This is a genomic window from Streptomyces sp. MNU76, from assembly GCF_020982545.1.
Taxonomy (GTDB): domain Bacteria; phylum Actinomycetota; class Actinomycetes; order Streptomycetales; family Streptomycetaceae; genus Streptomyces.
This window is the reverse complement of record NZ_JAJKLK010000029.1, coordinates 167948-184402: the sequence shown is the minus strand read 5'-3', so window position 1 is coordinate 184402 and position 16455 is coordinate 167948. Positions and strand designations below refer to the sequence as shown.

Sequence of the window (16455 nt, the reverse complement as noted above, 5' to 3'; positions counted from 1 at the left end):
GGCGCCACGTTAGGGCACGTCAGACGGGCGAGTGGTGCCCAGGATCCCGAGCGGCACCTTGACTGGGCCGTCGCCCCACACCTAACGTCAAGCCGTCGCTTCCAACGCACAAAAATGTGCGCTGAGCGCGCAAGGGAGAGAGACGTGCCGTACTACCACCGGGCGGGCGCGGTCCCGCCGAAGCGTCACACCCAGCACCGGGACCCTGACGGGAACCTCTACTACGAGGAGCTCATGGGCGAGGAGGGGTTCTCCTCGGACTCCTCGCTGCTCTACCACCGGCACATCCCGTCGGCGGTCCGGGAGTTCCGGGTGTGGGACCTCGGCGACCAGTCCCTGACCCCCAACCACCCCCTGGTGCCCCGCCATCTCTCCACGCACAAGCTGTTCACCGACGCCAGGCCCGGCGTCGACGCGGTGACCGGCCGCAGACTGCTGCTGGGCAACGAGGACGTGCGGCTGGCGTACGTCGTGGCCGACACGGTCAGCCCGTACTACCGCAACGCGATCGGCGACGAGTGCCTCTACGTCGAGGACGGGCGCGCACGCGTGGAGACGGTCTTCGGTGACCTGGAGGTCGGCGGCGGGGACTATGTGATCGTCCCGCGGGCGACGACGTACCGGATCGTCCCGGACGGGGACAGGGACGGGGACGGGGACGGGGACGGGGACGGGGACGTACGGATCTACGCGATCGAGGCCAACTCGCATGTGGGACCCGCCCGGCGTTACCTGTCCAAGCACGGCCAACTCCTCGAACACGCGCCCTACTGCGAGCGCGACTTCCGCCTCCCGGAGGGCCCGAAGTCCGTCGAGGGCGAGAACGCCGAGGTGTACATCAAGCACCGGGGCCCGGGCGGCGTCGTGGGGACCGTCCACACACTGCCGAACCACCCCTTCGACGTCGTCGGCTGGGACGGCTGTCTCTACCCGTACGTGTTCAACATCCGTGACTTCGAGCCCCTCACCGGACGGGTTCACCAACCGCCGCCGGCCCACCAGGTCTTCGAGGGCCACAACTTCGTGATCTGCAACTTCGTACCGCGCAAGGTGGACTACCACCCGCTGTCCGTCCCGGTGCCGTACTACCACTCCAACGTCGACTCCGACGAGGTGATGTTCTACTGCGGCGGGGACTACGAGGCCCGCAAGGGCTCCGGGATCGGACAGGGCTCGATCTCCCTGCATCCGGGCGGCCACCCCCACGGTCCCCAGCCGGGCGCCATGGAGCGGTCGATCGGGGCGGAGTTCTTCGACGAGCTCGCGGTCATGGTCGACACCTTCCGTCCCCTCCAGCTCGGTGAGGCCGCCCGCGCGACCGACGACGGGACGTACGTCTACTCCTGGGAGCAGAACCGATGAGCGCCTCGCCGACACCGGGCATCCCCCCGGTGCTCGCCGGTCTGTTCGACGACGCGGCGGTCTTCCCGCCCGGCAGCCTGCCCGTCGAGGAGGCCGTCCCGGCCCACGTGGCGCACACCCGTGGCGCCCACGCGGGACTGGTCGGGGCGTTCGTGCTGGCCGCCAAGGACATCGACAGGCTCGCCGAGCCGACCGGGGACCTCGCCGCAGGGTCGTTCGACCTCTCGGTGACCGTGCCCCTGCCGGGTGTCCGCGAGGCTCTCGCCGCCGCGCACCGGATCCCGGCCGTACGGCTGGTCGGGCTGGAGGTCACCGTCCCGGACGAAGTCGCCGCCGACAGGGTCGTTCCCGCCCTGGCCGAGGCGATCGACGACGACACCACTCTCACTGTCTATGTCGAGGTGCCGCGCGACTCCCGGCGCGAGGCCCTGCTCGCCGCCCTCGCCGGCACGCCCTACCTGGCCAAGTTCCGGACCGGAGGCGTACGCGCCGACCTCTACCCCGACGAGCGTGAACTCGCGGCTGCCGTCCTGGCCGCGGCGCGGGCCGGGGTCGCGTTCAAGGCGACGGCGGGGCTGCACCACGCGCTGCGCAACACCGACCCGGAGACCGGATTCGAGCAGCACGGGTTCCTCAACCTGCTCCTGGCCACCGACGCCGCTCTGCGGGGCGCCGAGGCGGCGACGCTGGTCGAGCTGCTGTCCGACCGCGACGGCGACCGGGTCGCCGAGCGGGTGCGCGCCCTGTCGCCCCAGGTCCGTGAGCTGTTCCGCTCGTTCGGCACCTGCTCCGTCGCCGAACCCGCCGTCGAGACGGCCGGGTTGGGACTGCTGCCCGCCACGACCGTCGCCGACCTGACCGAGGTGTCCCCATGACCGGCACGACCCTGTCGACCGTCCCGGCCGACTCGCTGGTCGGCCTGACCAACCTGCCGTACGGCGTCTACTCGGTGCCCGGCCGGGCACCGCGCGTGGCGACCCGCTACGGCGACCACGTCATCGATCTGGCCGCGCTGCTCGACGACGACGTCTTCGCCCGGCCGAGCCTCAACGCCTTCATGGCGCAGGGCCACGACCGCTGGGTCGAGGTCCGCGCCGGGATCGCCGAGCGGCTCCGTGGCCCCATCCCCGAGGAGGCGGTCCACGACCTGGGCGCGGTCACCCTGCACCTGCCGTTCGAGGTCGCCGACTACGTCGACTTCTACGCCTCCGAGCACCACGCCGCGAATCTGGGTCGGCTCTTCCGGCCCGACAACCCGGACCCATTGCTGCCGAACTGGAAACACCTGCCCGTCGGGTATCACGGCCGGGCGGCGTCCGTCGTCGTCTCGGGCACCGACATCGTCCGGCCCTCCGGGCAGCGCAAGGGGCCCCAGGACCCGGCGCCCGTCTTCGGGCCCTCGACGCGGCTCGACATCGAGGCCGAGCTCGGCTTCGTCGTCGGGACCGGCAGCGCCATGGGCGACTCCATCGCCGTCGAGGACGCCGAGCGGCACATCTTCGGGGTGGTGCTCTTCAACGACTGGTCCGCGCGCGACATCCAGGCCTGGGAGTACGTCCCCCTCGGCCCCAACCTGGGCAAGTCGTTCGCCTCGACGATCTCGCCCTGGGTGGTGCCGCTGCTCGCCCTGGACGCCGCCCGGGTCCCGGTCCCGCCGCAGGAGCCGGCCGTACTGCCGTACCTGCGGATGGCCCGGCCGTGGGGCCTGGACGTCGACCTGACGGTCGCCTGGAACGGTCAGGTCGTCTCCCGGCCGCCGTACTCCGCGATGTACTGGTCGCCCGCCCAGATGCTGGCGCACCAGACCGTCAACGGCGCTCCCTCGCGCACCGGTGACCTGTTCGCGTCCGGCACCGTCTCGGGCCCGGAGAAGGAACAGCGGGGTGCCTTCATCGAACTGACCTGGGGCGGCAAGGAGCCCGTCACGGTCAACGGCCGACCGCGCACGTTCCTGGAGGACGGCGACGAGGTCGTCCTCACCGCCACGGCCCCGGGCGCCGACGGAACCCGGATCGGCTTCGGCGAGGCCCGCGGCCGGATCACCAGCGGCAAGCGACGGTCGGCGTGATGGGCAAGACGGTCGCGTCGGCCGCCGAGGCGGTCGCCGACATCACCCCGGGCAGCTCGCTGGCCGTGGGCGGGTTCGGGCTCTCCGGGATACCGGACCGGCTGATCCAGGCACTGGCCGAGCAGGGGGCCGACGACCTGGAGGTCTTCTCCAACAACTGCGGTGTGGACGGCATCGGACTCGGCATCCTCCTCGACCTCGGCCGGATCCGCCGGGTCACGGCGTCCTACGTCGGGGAGAACAAGGAGTTCGCCCGCCAGTACCTCGCCGGAGAACTGGAGGTGGAACTCACCCCGCAGGGCACGCTGGCCGAACGGCTGCGGGCGGGCGGCTGCGGCATCCCCGCGTTCTACACCCCGGCGGGCGTGGGTACGCCGGTCGCCCGGGGCGGTCTGCCCTGGCGGTACGGCCGGGCGGGGGACATCCTGGTCGCCTCCCCTCCCAAGGAGGTCCGCGAGTTCCGTGGCCGCCGGTACGTCCTGGAGGAGGGCATCGTGGCCGACTTCTCGCTCGTCCACGCGAGGCTCGGCGACACCGACGGCAACCTCGTCTTCAACAAGGCGACGATGAACTTCAACCCGCTCGCCGCGATGGCGGGACGGACGTGCGTCGCCCAGGTCGAGGAACTCGTGGAGCCCGGTGCGATCGACCCCGCCGAGGTGCACCTGCCCGGCATCTACGTCCAGCGGATCGTCCACACCGGCCCGCAGACCAAGCACATCGAGAAGCGGACCGTCCGGGAGAGTGCGGCATGAGCGGGCAGCGGACCGGCTGGACCCGGCCGGAGATGGCGGCGCGCGCCGCACGCGAGCTTCGTGACGGCGAGTACGTCAACCTCGGCATCGGCCTGCCGACGCTCATCCCGAACTTCCTCCCGGAGGGCGTCCGGGTCACGCTGCACAGCGAGAACGGCATCCTCGGGACAGGCCCGTACCCGGCCGAAACCGAGGTCGACGCCGACCTGATCAACGCCGGCAAGGAGACCGTCACGGTAGGCGCCGGGGCGTCGTTCTTCGACTCCGCCCAGAGCTTCGGGATGATTCGCGGCGGCCACATCGACACGGCCGTGCTCGGGGGCATGCAGGTCTCCGCCTCGGGCGACCTGGCCAACTGGATGGTGCCCGGCAAGATGGTGAAGGGCATGGGCGGCGCGATGGACCTGGTCCACGGCGCCAAGCGGGTGATCGTCCTCATGGAGCACGTCGCCAAGGACGGCTCCCACAAGATCGTCGCGGAGTGCACCCTGCCGCTCACCGGGCAGGGAGTGGTGCAGCGGATCATCACCGACCTCGCCGTGCTGGACATCACGGACGAGGGGTGCCGGCTCGTCGAACTCGCCCCCGGTGTCACCTTCGAGGAGGTGCGCGAGAAGACGGGAACTCCGGTCAGGAGCTGACTCGGGTCACGGCACGACCGTCTCGCGAGCGTGCACGGAAAAGGGGGAATTCCTCGCACGCTTGTCAGGCGATTGCGCCCTGCGTGTTTCGTGGCGGTGCCGTCTGCGGTGCGCGACCATACGGACGACATCACATTCCTCGGCATGGCGCGCGGAAACACCGAGACAGAAAGAAGGACGACGTGTCCGGCAGCGAAAGCGAAAACCCGGCAATCGCCTCCCCCACCCCCACGCCGACCCGGCCCAGGACGAACCGGGACTGGTGGCCGAATCAGCTGGACCTTCAAGTCCTCCACCAGCACTCGCCCCGCTCGAACCCCCTGGACGAGGACTTCGACTACGCGGCCGAGTTCGCGACCCTCGACGTCGACGCGCTGAAGCGGGACGTCTTCGACGTGATGACGGCCTCGCAGGACTGGTGGCCCGCCGACTACGGCCACTACGGGCCGCTCTTCATCCGGATGAGCTGGCACGCGGCGGGCACGTACCGGATGGCCGACGGCCGGGGCGGCGGCGGCAGCGGCGCCCAGCGCTTCGCTCCCCTCAACAGCTGGCCGGACAACGCGAGTCTGGACAAGGCGCGCCGACTGTTGTGGCCGGTGAAGCAGAAGTACGGACAGAAAATCTCCTGGGCCGACCTTCTGGTTTTCGCCGGTAACTGTGCCATGGAATCGATGGGATTCAAGACGTTCGGATTCGGATTCGGGCGAGAGGACATCTGGGAACCCGAGGAGATTTTCTGGGGACCCGAGGACATCTGGCTCGGGGACGAGCGTTACCGTGGCGACCGGGAACTCGCAGCTCCCTTCGGCGCCGTGCAGATGGGCTTGATCTACGTCAATCCGGAGGGGCCGAACGGCAATCCGGATCCGCTGGCCGCCGCCCGGGACATTCGCGAGACGTTCGGGCGCATGGCGATGAACGACGAGGAGACGGTCGCGCTCATCGTCGGCGGCCACACGTTCGGCAAGTGTCATGGCGCTGTCGATCCCGAGCACATCGGCCCCGAGCCCGAGGCGGCGCCCGTCGAGCAGCAGGGGCTCGGCTGGCACAACCGGTACGGCAGCGGCAAGGGCGCCGACGCGCTCACCAGTGGACTCGAAGGCGCCTGGACCTCCGCGCCGACCCGGTGGGACAACGGGTACCTGGACAACCTGTTCGGCTACGAATGGGAGCTGACGACGAGCCCGGCCGGCGCCAAGCAGTGGACACCCACGGATCCCGCGGCCCGGGGCACGGTCCCCGACGCCCATGATCCGTCGAGGAGTCACGCCCCCATGATGCTGACGACGGACCTCGCGCTGCGGCTGGATCCGGTCTACGGCCCGATCGCGAAGAGCTTCCACGAGAACCCGGACAGGCTCGCCGACGCCTTCGCCAGGGCGTGGTACAAGCTGCTGCACCGTGACATGGGGCCCGTCACGCGCTACCTCGGCCCGTGGGTCCCCGAACCGCAACTGTGGCAGGACCCCGTCCCCGAGGTCGACCACGGACTCGTAGCCGACGCGGACATCGCCGCTCTGAAGAGCACGATCCTCGCCTCGGGCCTGTCCCTCTCCCAACTCGTCACCACCGCCTGGGCGTCCGCGGCGAGCTTCCGCGGCACCGACAAGCGGGGCGGGGCCAACGGAGCACGGATCCGGCTCGCGCCGCAACGGGACTGGGAGGTCAACCGACTGCCCGAGGTGGCCGACACGCTGCGGCGGCTGGAGCGGGTCCGGGAGGACTTCGCCGGCTCACGGTCCGACGGCACCAGGATCTCGCTCGCGGACCTGATCGTCCTCGGCGGCTGCGCGGCCGTCGAGCAGGCCGCGAGGAACGCCGGTCACGACATCACCGTCCCGTTCGCACCGGGGCGCACGGACGCCTCGCAGGAACAGACCGACGTGGATTCGTTCGCCGTGCTCGAACCCCGGGCCGACGGGTTCCGGAACTACCTCCGGGCGGGAGAGAAGCTGTCGCCGGAGACCCTGCTGCTGGACCGCGCCAACCTGCTCACGCTCACGGCTCCCGAGATGACGGTGCTCGTCGGCGGCATGCGGATGCTCGACACCGGCTTCAAAGGCTCCCGGCACGGGGCCTTCACGGACCGGCCGGAGGCACTGACCAACGACTTCTTCGTCAACCTGCTGGACATGGGTACGCAGTGGAAGGCGTCGACGTCGGACGAGAACGTGTTCGAGGGCCGGGACAGCGCCACGGGCGAACTCAAGTGGACCGCCACCGCGGTGGACCTGGTCTTCGGCTCGCACTCCCAGCTGCGAGCCGTGTCGGAGGTCTACGCGGCGCGGGACGCGGGGCACAAGTTCGTGCGTGACTTCGTGGCCGCGTGGGACAAGGTGATGAACCTCGACCGGTTCGACGTGGTCTGAACGGCGGCGGGCACGCGCGCCGTGTCCACAGCACGCGTGCCCGCCGGGAAGCACGGACCCGCCTCGACCGGAGCCGTCGTCAGTTCTCCTGCAGCACGGACAGGACGTTCCCGGCGGGGTCGGTGAACCAGGCGATCGCCGCGGGGCCGCCGTCGCCGGTCCGGACGATGCCCTTGTCGTCGTGGTCGAACTCGGGATAGCGCTCGAACGTCACGCCGCGCCGCCCCAGTTCGTCGACGGCCGCCTCGATGTCGTCCACGGGGAAGTTGAGCAGCGTGAACGTCGCGGGGGTGTGCGTCTCCTTCGGATAGACGAAGACCCGCGCGCCGCTGCCGAGTGTGAGGGTCAGCATCCGCATGTCCCCCTGCCCGGCCTCCTCCACCCGCAGCCCGAGGGTCTCGCCGTAGAACCGGCGGGCCTCGCCGAGGTCGTCCACCGCGAAGCCACTGAACGCCTGTGTCAGTCCGAACATGCCGTGTGTCTCCTTCACGCGTGAGTCGTCCCGAGTACGTCAGGGCACACCACACGCGCCACGGCCGACGGCACGCCACGCGGTCGACGTCCGGATGGTCGCCTGCCTTCACCCGCACGAAGCGGGGCCGACCGCACAAGGCCACCGGGCCAGGCTTACGCAACACGAGTGAATCAGCTGACTTCACCGCTCGGTGCCGGAGTGCGTTCCGTACGGTCTGTGTCGGGATCCGGCGGCCGTGGGGAGGATGGATGACGCTGTCCCTCGGACCGACCGTCGGCTGCTTGGTGCTGACGGTCTCCTTCCTGCTCCGTGCCGGGGGCACACGGGGACGGGTGCGTACCCGGCTGCTCCTGGTGGCGGGTTCCGCCACCGCCGGCGCCGTCTATCGGGCCTCCCTCGTCGCGCTGTCGAGCGATCCGCGGCCGGCACCGGGCGCGGCCGGGTGGGCCGGTCTGGCGGTGGTCGCCGGGGTGACGGTCACGGTCGGGCTGGGGCTGGCCGGTCTGGTGGTCGCGGCGGACGCCGGTACGGGGTGGCGGGCGTGGCTGCGGCGCCTGCTCGACGGGGCCGTCATGGCCGGGGCCGTCTTCATGGCGGGATGGGTGCTCCTGGGCAGGGCCGGTGACGGCTGGCGGCCGGAGACGGGGATGCTGGGCGTGCTGTGGACTTCGGAAGTGGTGTTCCTCGGTTTTCTGCTCGCCCTGCGACGCCTCGTGCAGGGCGATCGGCAGGCCACCTTGTGGACGGCGATCGTCGGGGTGTTCCTCATGCTGGTCGGCGACACCCTGCGCCTGTCGCGGGTGGGCGCGGCGGGCCACGAGGCGATGTCCCACGTGGCCGACGTCTGCGGCACCGCGGGGCTGCTGATCGTCGCCGTCAGCCCCTGGGTGCCCGGCGGGGCCAGTGTCCTGGGCGTCGGTCGGCCGATGCTGCGATCGGGGATGGAGGGAGCCGCGGCGTTCATCCCTCTGACCGTCTGCACGGTGTCGGCGCTGGGTTACGCGCTGGCGCCGACGGCCGTCGACCCGGTGCCGCTGTGGGTCGGGGGGATGGCGCTCCTCGGCCTCTGGGCGCGCCAGGTCTGCCTGCCGAGCAAATCGACGGGCAGGGACGACTGAGCGGTGCGGTGGGCCCCTCCGTGTCCCGGACGACGTGCCGTCCGGGACACATGTCGCACTCCGCAGGTTCAGCGTGAGGTGCCGGCCATCTCCGGGACCGGCGCGTCGAGGGCGTCGAGGCCGCGCAGGATGTCCTCCACCCGCTGCCTGGCGTCCCCGAAGAGCATCTGGGTGTTCTCGCGGAAGAACAGCGGGTTCTGCACGCCCGCGTAGCCGACCGCCATGGACCGCTTGAAGACCACCACATGGGCCGCCTCCCACACGTGCAGCACGGGCATGCCGGCGATGGGGCTGGCCGGGTTGTCGATGGCGGCCGGGTTGACGGTGTCGTTGGCGCCGATGACGAGGACGACCGAGGTCGCGGCGAAGTCGTCGTTGATCTCGTCCATCTCCAGGACGATGTCGTAGGGGACGTTGGCCTCGGCGAGCAGCACGTTCATGTGTCCGGGCAGCCGTCCGGCGACGGGGTGGATGCCGAAGCGCACCTCCACGCCCCGCTCGCGCAGCTTGCGCGCCAGCTCGGCCACCGGGTACTGGGCCTGGGCGACCGCCATGCCGTAGCCGGGCGCGATGATCACCGAGGAGGCGTCGCGCAGCAGCTGTGCGGTCTCCTCGGCGTCGATCTCCCGGTGTTCGCCCTGCTCGCCGTCGTCGTCCGCCGCCGGGGTGCCGAAGCCGCCCGCGATCACCGAGAGGAAGGAGCGGTTCATCGCCTTGCACATGATGTACGAGAGGTAGGCGCCGGAGGAGCCGACGAGCGCGCCGGTGACGATGAGCAGGTTGTTGGCGAGCAGGAAACCGGAGGCCGCAGCGGCCCAACCGGAGTAGCTGTTGAGCATGGAGACGACCACCGGCATGTCGCCGCCGCCGATGGAGGCGACCAGGTGCGCGCCGAGGGCGAGCGCGATCAGGGTGACGGCGATGAGCAGGCCCATGCCGGGGCGGGCCACGAAGGCGACGGTGAGCACGACGAAGGCGGCGAGGGCGCTGACGTTGAGGATGTGCTTGCCGGGCAGTGTAAGAGGGCGGGAGTCGATGCGTGCCGAGAGCTTCAGGTACGCGACGACGGAGCCGGTGAAGGTGACGGCGCCGATGAACACGCCGATGAACACCTCGGCGTGGTGGATGCCGAGCAGCGAACCGGTGAGTTCGGCGTCGACGTCGAGGTAGCCGTTCCAGCCGACGAACGCGGCGGCGAGGCCGACGAAGCTGTGCATGATGGCGATCAGTTCGGGCATGCCGGTCATCTCGACGACCCGGGCGCGCCACAGGCCGATGCCGGCGCCGAGGGCCGTGGCGACGGCGATCAGCACGAGTCCGGTGGCCGTGATGCTGCGGGAGGCGAGCCCGACGGTCGCGGCCAGGGCGATGATCATGCCCGCGATGCCCCAGACGACTCCCGAGCGGGACGTCCGGTGCTGGGAGAGCCCCGCGAGGCTGAGGATGAACAGCAGCGCGGCGACGACGTAGGCGGCCTCTGCGGCCGTGACGGTGGTCATCCCTGATCAGCCCTTCGAGAACATGCCGAGCATGCGGCGGGTGACGGCGAATCCGCCGAAGATGTTGATGCTCGCCAGGAGGATCGCGGCGAACGACAGCACGGTGACGGCGGTGTTCCCCTGCCCGATCTGCAGCAGCGCGCCGACCACGACGATCCCGGAGATGGCGTTGGTGACGGACATCAGTGGGGTGTGCAGCGCGTGGTGCACCTGGCCGATGACGTAGAAGCCGATGACGATGGCCAGCACGAACACCGTGAAGTGACCGATGAGTTCGCCCGGCGAGAAGGCGGTCACCAGGAACAGGGCGAGGGCTCCGGCACCGACGAGGGCGTAGGCGGAGCGGGCCGGGCGGGCGGGCTTCACCGCCGCTCCGGTGGGGGCCGGCGTCGCGGGTTCCGGGGCCGCGTCGGGGCCGGCGTGGCGGACACCTGCACCGGGGGCGGGGCCAGGTCTTCTCGCCGTCGCGGACCACGGTCATGGAGCGCTGCACGACGTCGTCGAGGTCGAGGACGAGCCGGCCGTCCTTGCCGGGGGTGAGCAGCTTCATCAGGTTGACGAGGTTGGTGCCGTAGAGCTGTGAGGCCTGGGCGGGGAGCCGGCCGGGCAGGTCGGTGTAGCCGATGATCGTGACGTCGTTGTCGGTGACGACGGCCTTGCCGGCGACCGTGCCCTCGACGTTGCCGCCCTGGGCGGCCGCCATGTCGACGATGACGCTGCCGGGCTTCATGCGCGCGACGTCGGCGGCGGTGATGAGCCTCGGTGCCGGACGGCCCGGGATGAGCGCGGTGGTGATGATGATGTCGACGTCGGCCGCCTGTTCGGCGTACAGCCGCTCGGCGAGCCGGTTGTAGTCGTCCGAGGTGGCCTTGGCGTAGCCGTCGGTGCTGACTGCCTGCTCGGCGGAGACGGTGAGGAACTCGCCGCCCAGGGAACGGACCTGCTCGGCGACCTCGGGGCGCGGGTCGGTGGCGCGGACCACCGCGCCGAGGCTGCGGGCCGCGCCGATCGCGGCGAGTCCGGCGACGCCGGCGCCGGCCACCAGGACCTTGGCGGGTGGCACCTTGCCCGCGGCGGTCACCTGACCGGTGAAGAAGCGACCGAAGGCGTGCGCGGCCTCGACGACGGCCCGGTATCCGGCGATGTTCGCCATCGAGCTGAGGACGTCGAGCGACTGGGCCCGGGAGATGCGGGGCACGGCGTCCATGGCGAGGACGGTGACGGGTCGCCGGGCCAGTTCGTCGACCAGGTCCGGGTTGTGTGCCGGGCCGATGAGCGCGATCAGCGTCGCCCCGTCGCGCAGCCGGCCGATCTCCTCCGTGGAGGGGCCGTTGACCTTGAGCACGATCTCCGCCGCCCACGGGTCACCGAGCCGGGCGCCGGCCTCCTCGTAGGCCGCGTCGGAGAAGCGGGACGACGCCCCCGCCCCCGGTTCGACCACCACGTCGTAACCGAGCGCGACGAGTCCGCCCACGGTGACCGGCGTGGACGCCACCCTGGTCTCCCCCGCGGTGGACTCGGCCGGGACGCCGATGCTCTGGGGTTCGGGTTCCGCTTGGACCATCCTCTGTCTCTCTTCCCTGTGATGCCTGTTCCCTGGTTGACCCACTTGTTGACCCATGCCCCATGAGTACGAGGTGGATACGGGGACGGTGCACCCAATCGCCGGTCGAGTGGCCGAGGTTGCCGCCGGCCGGGCCGCGCCGTCGGCTCATCTGTCCCAGATCTTGCGGTAGGCCTGGCGGTAGCCCTCCGAGTCCCAGGACAGGGCGCCGCCGCTGTTGTCCGCGGTGGTGATGTGGACGGGGGCGACATAGCCGCTGGCCGGCTCGCCCGCGAAGGCGCGGTTGAACTCGTCGACGATCTGCCAGCCCTGTTCGGACAGGGGTTCGGGGACGGTGGCGGCCTGGTACCGCTTGCCGTTGATCCGCTCGAAGGCCGACGGGTCACCGTCACCGGCACCGATGTTGAACGGGGCACCGTCTCCCTTGTGACCGGCGGCGCGCAGTGCCGGTGCCGCGTGGTCGAAGTAGAGGTCGTTGATGGCGGCGGAGTAGGTCCATCTGTCGCCGAAGCGGGACTGCAGGGAGGCGACCTCGTCGACGGTGCGCGTGTTGGCCTCCGGGATGGAGATGTCCTTAAGGCTCAGCAGTTCCACGTCGGAGCAGGCGGCGAGTCTCTTCCTGATCAGATCGGACTTTCGCTTCGCGAACGGTATGGACGCGTCGGTGAACAGCACCACGCCGGCGTGGCCCTCCGAGCGGGCGATGATCCAGTCGGCGCTGATCTCCGCGACCTCCTCCACCCTGGTGGTGACGTTGGTGAAGAGCTCCGGGTCCGTGCTGGGGCCGGGGGCCGACGTGGCGTGCCAGCCGATGAGCGGGATGCCCGCCGCGCTCGCCCGTTCCGCCTGACCGGCCGCCGCGGCGGGGTCGAATCCGCCGATGACGATGCCGGAGGGCTTGAGAGCGAGCGCCTCGGCGAAGGCGCTCTTGATCCCGGCGGGTGTGCCCTCCCCGTCGAAGGTGCGGACGTCCCAGCCGATGACCTCGGCCGCTTCCTGGACGCCCTTGGCAACGCCGGAGACACCGGGGTTGGTCATGGTCTGGGCGACATAGGCGATGGTCTTGCCGGGGACGGCGTCGGGTCCTCTGGTGGGGCCACTCCAGGGGGCGTTGATGTCCTCGGCGGCCTTGACGGCCTGCCGTGCCTCGGCGAGGACGGCCGGGCAACCCGGCTCCCGCGCACCGACGGTGGCCGCTTCGGTGGTCGAGCCGCTGTCACAGCCGGCGGCAGCGGCCATGACCAGGAACGTCACGACTGCCGCAGTCGCTTTGCGGGTGGGAAGCACAGGGAGTCTCCTCAACTGGGCACGGGAGCACGGGGGCACGAAGGGCGTGGGGGGAGGAGAACGATCCGGCAGACGGCCGTCGCGGTGGGAATGTAGCAGGGTTGCCCACCAGTCCCTCCGCGGCGGCGATACCGCTCAGTAGGCACGACCGAACAATTCGTAATCAATTCTTGATTACACACAGGCTCACGGCGATCACTCAGACGATAGTCTCCGACCGACCGGATCCGGACACATGACGTGATCCCGTCGTTCATGCCACCTGCCCGATCGCTCGAGCCCGGCGACACCGTGCGAGCGTCGGACTCCGGCCCGGTGTCGCCGGTCCTCCGGCCGCACACCGCGGACGTCACCCACCCGAACACCGAAGGAGGCCAGCGTGCCCGCGAACGCAGTGGAGCCGCCGCCCGGACGCCGGGACCCGACTCCTCCGTTGCGCAGGAAGGCGGGAGCGTTTCTCGTCCGGTGGCCGTTTCGGCGGAAACTCAACGTCCTCGTCGTCGCGCCCATCGCCGTCGTCGGCGCGCTGCTCGCCCTCGGCGTCGCCGACCAGGTGGAGCAGGCCCGCGACGCCGACCGGGTCGCCGAACTCGTCCGCGACAGCGAACAGGTCGCCACCCTCATCAACGACGTACAGGCCGAACACCGGCTGGCACTGCTGCTGTCCGTGCAGTACGAGGCGACCGGACCCGGGGCCGCCCGGCCGTCCACCACCGCCTACCGCGAGGCGCAGCAGGCCACGGACGCCCAAGTCGCCTCCGTACGGACCGCGTTCGGGTCGAGCCTGCCCCACGAGGAGAAGCAGGCCCTCGAATACATCACCGGCCTGGACGTCCTGCGCGAGAAGCTCGGCCGGGACTACGTGCCCGCCGCCAACATCGACCCCGCCTACGCCGCCGCCGTCGGATACCTGATCGACGGCATCGGACTCGACCGCTTCTCCACCACCTCGACGTCCCCGGTCACCAATCTGCTGGACGCGATCCTGCGCGCCGACGCCGCCCACGCGGCGTTCGAGAGCGCGGTGTTCTCCGCCCAGACACCCGACGCGAACGCCCTCACCGAGTACACCCGCGCGGCCGGTGCCCACGAGCTGTACACCCACCAGGCGGACCGCTTCAGCCGGATCGCCGCGCCGGCGCAGGTCCTGAGCATGGCCGGCATCGAGCGCAGTGCCGAACAGAACGACCTCACCTCCCAGTTCGCGGAACTCCAGATCGATCCGAGCGCCCTGCAGACACAGACCACGCGGGAACTGCGCGAGAAGATCGCCACCGGCGAACGGCAGGCCGAGACCCGCCTCGGCATCACCCGGACACTGATCGAGCAGACCGCCGCACGGGCCGACTCCGCCGCCGCGAGCGCCCGGAACAAGGCGTGGCTCATGCTCGGTGCGGCACTGCTCGGCTTCGCCGCGTGGCTGGCGTTCTGCGTCCTGGTACGGCGTTCGGTCATCCGTCCCCTCACCGCCCTGACCGGAGCGGCCCAGGAAGTGGTGGAGGCCGCCGACGAGGAGCTCGCCCGGGTCGCGGACGACGAACTGGCAGAGAGCACCCCGTTCAGCCCTCGGGCGATACAGGTCCCGGTGCGCGACGAGATAGGCCAGCTGGCGGAGGCGTTCAACCAGGTGCAGGTCACCGCCGCCGCGCTGCTGGAACGGCAGGTGCTCAGCCGCCGCAACATCGCCGAGATGTTCGGCAACGTCGGGCGCAGGGTCAGCAATCTGACCACACGTCAACTGCTGCTGATCGATGCCGTCGAACGCGAGGAGACCGACCCCGACCTCCTCGACCGGCTCTACCGCATCGACCACATCGCCGTACGCCTCCAGCGCAACGCCGACAGCCTGATGCTGCTCGCCGGGATCCGGGAGGCGGACGTCGAGGCCCGGCCGACCACCCTGGCCGACGCCATACGCTCCGGCCTCGGCCGTATCGAGGGGTACCGGCGGGTGTCCCTGCGCTCGGAGACGGACGTCACGGTGGGGCCCGACCTCATCGCCGACCTGACGCTGCTGCTCGCCGAACTGATGGAGAACGCTGTCGCCTTCTCCCCGTCCGACACCCCCGTCGAGGTGGTGGTCCGACCCGGCACCGACGTCACCCAGGACGGCGGGGCACTGATCGAGGTCATCGACCACGGCCTCGGGATGAGCGCGGAACGCCTCGCCGAGGAGAACGCCCGCCTCGTCCGCCGTGAACGCCTCGATCTGGTTCCGACCAAGGTGCTCGGCCTCTTCGTGGTGGGCAGCCTCGCCCGCCGCCTGGGGCTCCGGGTGACCCTGAGCCGGACACCGGGCGGCGGTGTCACCAGCACCGTCTGGATCCCGCCCACTGTTCTGCTGGCGACGAGCCCGCTGGACGTCGCACCGGCTCCCGTCGGCACGACGGAGGCCATGGCGATGTCCACGACGGCGGCCGAACCGCGGGCCGAGCGGAAAGCGGTCGCGGCGGTACCCGCCACCAGCACCGCTCCCGAACGGCGGCCGATCGTCAGGTCTTCGCAGCATGACCTGCCTCGACGCATTCCTCCCCGCTCACGCACGGAAGCGGCCGACACCTCCGGCGACGCTCCCCCGGCCGCGACAACCCGCCCGCTACGGCGCCGTGTTCGCGGCGCGACCCTCGCCGCGGCCACCCTCCCCACCGAGCGGACCAGTGCGGCGGCCCGCCGGCCCGCCGACGCCGACGCCGTCCGTGCCGAGCTGGACGAGTTCGAGGACGCCGTACGCCGAGCCGAACAGGACAGCGCCGCACCCCCGCACACACCCGGCACCACCGCGACACCGGAAAACACAGAAGGCCAGAAGGAGACGGGCAGTGACCACGTCGACAGATGACAGCACCTCAGAACCGCCGAAGGCCACTGACCTGCGCACCGCGGCGGCCGACTTCACCTGGCTGCTGGACCGCTTCGCCACGGAGACCGCCGGCGTCGTCGACGCCATCGCCGTGTCCTCCGACGGGCTGCTGATCGCTGTCTCCCAACTGCGCGACAGGGCCGACTCCGAACGGCTCGCCGCGATCGTGTCCGGCATCACCAGCCTGGCCGCGGGGGTCTCCGGCAACTACGCGCTGGGCGGCCTCAACAAGGTCATCATCGACCTGGAAGGCGGCCACGTCCTCGTCTCCGCCATCGGCAACGGCGCCGTGCTCGGTGTCGTCGCCTCCAAGGAGGCGAAACTCGGCAACATCGCCTACGAGATGACCCTCTTCGCCAACCGCGCCGGTGCCGCGCTCACCCCCCAACTGGTGATGGAGCTGAAGAACAACGTCGGCTCCGCGGCAGCCGGCTGAACCGCTCCGCGAGGCAGG

12 protein-coding genes and 1 pseudogene are annotated in these 16455 nt (G+C 70.7%); 9 read left to right on the top strand and 4 right to left on the bottom strand.

The genetic code is table 11. The features are described from left to right. Positions 1-144 precede the first annotated feature (144 nt). The 6 genes from E4N62_RS43150 (at position 145) to katG (ending at position 7198) form a co-directional block, all read left to right on the top strand. The gene (locus tag E4N62_RS43150) at positions 145-1362 is read left to right on the top strand and encodes a homogentisate 1,2-dioxygenase (RefSeq protein ID WP_230223633.1); all 1218 of its coding nucleotides are present in this window, start codon (positions 145-147) and stop codon (positions 1360-1362) included. Then, positions 1359-2237: a hypothetical protein gene (locus E4N62_RS43145; protein ID WP_230223631.1), complete on the top strand. Its 879-nt coding sequence runs from the start codon at positions 1359-1361 to the stop codon at positions 2235-2237. The genes E4N62_RS43150 and E4N62_RS43145 overlap by 4 nt, the downstream gene beginning before the upstream one ends. After that, positions 2234-3430, top strand: coding sequence for a fumarylacetoacetase (gene fahA / locus E4N62_RS43140; RefSeq protein ID WP_230223630.1), 1197 nt, complete (start codon positions 2234-2236; stop codon positions 3428-3430). The genes E4N62_RS43145 and fahA overlap by 4 nt, the downstream gene beginning before the upstream one ends. Beyond that, on the top strand, positions 3430-4185 hold the full coding sequence (locus E4N62_RS43135) for a CoA transferase subunit A (RefSeq protein ID WP_230223629.1): 756 nt from the start codon (positions 3430-3432) through the stop codon (positions 4183-4185). The genes fahA and E4N62_RS43135 overlap by 1 nt, the downstream gene beginning before the upstream one ends. Then, positions 4182-4826, top strand: a complete 645-nt coding sequence (locus tag E4N62_RS43130) for a CoA transferase subunit B (protein ID WP_230223628.1) — start codon at positions 4182-4184, stop codon at positions 4824-4826. The genes E4N62_RS43135 and E4N62_RS43130 overlap by 4 nt, the downstream gene beginning before the upstream one ends. Before the next feature lie 182 nt (positions 4827-5008). Then, on the top strand, positions 5009-7198 hold the full coding sequence (gene katG / locus E4N62_RS43125; RefSeq protein WP_230223627.1) for a catalase/peroxidase HPI: 2190 nt from the start codon (positions 5009-5011) through the stop codon (positions 7196-7198). A gap of 79 nt (positions 7199-7277) precedes the next feature. Here the strand turns inward: katG and E4N62_RS43120 are convergent, their stop codons facing one another. Then, positions 7278-7670 (bottom strand): VOC family protein, encoded by a 393-nt coding sequence (locus tag E4N62_RS43120; protein ID WP_230223626.1) that lies wholly within the window; start codon positions 7668-7670, stop codon positions 7278-7280. Positions 7671-7921: 251 nt separating this feature from the next. Here E4N62_RS43120 and E4N62_RS43115 point away from each other — a divergent pair, with 251 nt between their 5' ends. Then, positions 7922-8791, top strand: a complete 870-nt coding sequence (locus E4N62_RS43115; RefSeq protein WP_230223625.1) for a hypothetical protein — start codon at positions 7922-7924, stop codon at positions 8789-8791. Positions 8792-8859: 68 nt separating this feature from the next. Here E4N62_RS43115 and pntB read toward each other — a convergent pair whose 3' ends face one another. The 3 genes and pseudogenes from pntB to E4N62_RS43095 all read right to left on the bottom strand — a co-directional run bounded on the left by pntB (position 8860) and on the right by E4N62_RS43095 (position 13093). After that, positions 8860-10290: a Re/Si-specific NAD(P)(+) transhydrogenase subunit beta gene (pntB, locus tag E4N62_RS43110; protein ID WP_230223623.1), complete on the bottom strand. Its 1431-nt coding sequence runs from the start codon at positions 10288-10290 to the stop codon at positions 8860-8862. A 6-nt stretch (positions 10291-10296) separates the two neighbouring features. Beyond that, positions 10297-11854, bottom strand: a pseudogene (locus tag E4N62_RS43100) (Re/Si-specific NAD(P)(+) transhydrogenase subunit alpha). Positions 11855-12001: 147 nt separating this feature from the next. Further along, positions 12002-13093, bottom strand: a complete 1092-nt coding sequence (locus E4N62_RS43095; RefSeq protein WP_230223617.1) for a substrate-binding domain-containing protein — start codon at positions 13091-13093, stop codon at positions 12002-12004. Positions 13094-13520: 427 nt separating this feature from the next. Here E4N62_RS43095 and E4N62_RS43090 point away from each other — a divergent pair, with 427 nt between their 5' ends. Continuing rightward, complete coding sequence (locus E4N62_RS43090; RefSeq protein ID WP_230223615.1) at positions 13521-15980, top strand: ATP-binding protein; 2460 nt, start codon at positions 13521-13523, stop codon at positions 15978-15980. After that, complete coding sequence (locus E4N62_RS43085) at positions 15961-16437, top strand: roadblock/LC7 domain-containing protein (protein WP_184903287.1); 477 nt, start codon at positions 15961-15963, stop codon at positions 16435-16437. The genes E4N62_RS43090 and E4N62_RS43085 overlap by 20 nt, the downstream gene beginning before the upstream one ends. Positions 16438-16455: the final 18 nt, after the last annotated feature.

Coding starts and splice junctions, on each gene's coding strand:
- E4N62_RS43135 (WP_230223629.1), top strand. CDS start 3,430: ATGGGCAAGACGGTCGCGTCGGCCGCCGAGGCGGTCGCCGACATCACC.
- E4N62_RS43120 (WP_230223626.1), bottom strand. CDS start 7,670: ATGTTCGGACTGACACAGGCGTTCAGTGGCTTCGCGGTGGACGACCTC.
- E4N62_RS43145 (WP_230223631.1), top strand. CDS start 1,359: ATGAGCGCCTCGCCGACACCGGGCATCCCCCCGGTGCTCGCCGGTCTG.
- pntB (WP_230223623.1), bottom strand. CDS start 10,290: ATGACCACCGTCACGGCCGCAGAGGCCGCCTACGTCGTCGCCGCGCTG.
- E4N62_RS43095 (WP_230223617.1), bottom strand. CDS start 13,093: ATGGCCGCTGCCGCCGGCTGTGACAGCGGCTCGACCACCGAAGCGGCC.
- fahA (WP_230223630.1), top strand. CDS start 2,234: ATGACCGGCACGACCCTGTCGACCGTCCCGGCCGACTCGCTGGTCGGC.
- E4N62_RS43130 (WP_230223628.1), top strand. CDS start 4,182: ATGAGCGGGCAGCGGACCGGCTGGACCCGGCCGGAGATGGCGGCGCGC.
- E4N62_RS43115 (WP_230223625.1), top strand. CDS start 7,922: ATGACGCTGTCCCTCGGACCGACCGTCGGCTGCTTGGTGCTGACGGTC.